Source organism: Gaoshiqia sediminis, from assembly GCF_025907915.1.
In the GTDB taxonomy this organism is placed as follows: Bacteria; Bacteroidota; Bacteroidia; order Bacteroidales; family Prolixibacteraceae; genus Gaoshiqia; species Gaoshiqia sediminis.
Map to the genome: position 1 here is coordinate 1 of NZ_JAPAAF010000130.1, position 401 is coordinate 401.

At 45.1% G+C, this 401-nt stretch carries 1 pseudogene; it reads right to left on the bottom strand.

Annotated elements, in window-relative coordinates:
• A pseudogene (locus N2K84_RS20695) lies at positions 1-401 on the bottom strand (glycoside hydrolase family 3 protein); the annotation flags it as partial.

Here is a 401-nt window from a genome sequence, read left to right on the forward strand (position 1 = left end):
AGCTCCTCCGTTTTTTCCGGTACGAACTCAGTTTCGAACAAGGCCGAAAAACCTTCGAGCTTTACACCCGAAGCAAACTCATGCTGACCGGCAGTGGTTTTCTTAATTGCACTGCTTATTTGTTGCGAAACAACGGGCTGTCCTTCCCGGTCGGGATTATTCCAGTAGGTGGCTTTAAACCCTGGTTTCCCTTCGAATGTAAGTTGCGAAAAATAGCTTTCGGTCACTTTATCCTCAACCAGGTCACAGCCTTTGTCGTAGAAAATCTTCTTTTCGGGCAGCTTTGTTTTGATACCTTCGAGAATTGAAATGGTTTCAATGGGTGTTCCGTTATAGTTGCCCCACAACATCACTTCGTCGTTGGCATTGGGCCCAATCACAGCAATTTTGTTCAACTTTTT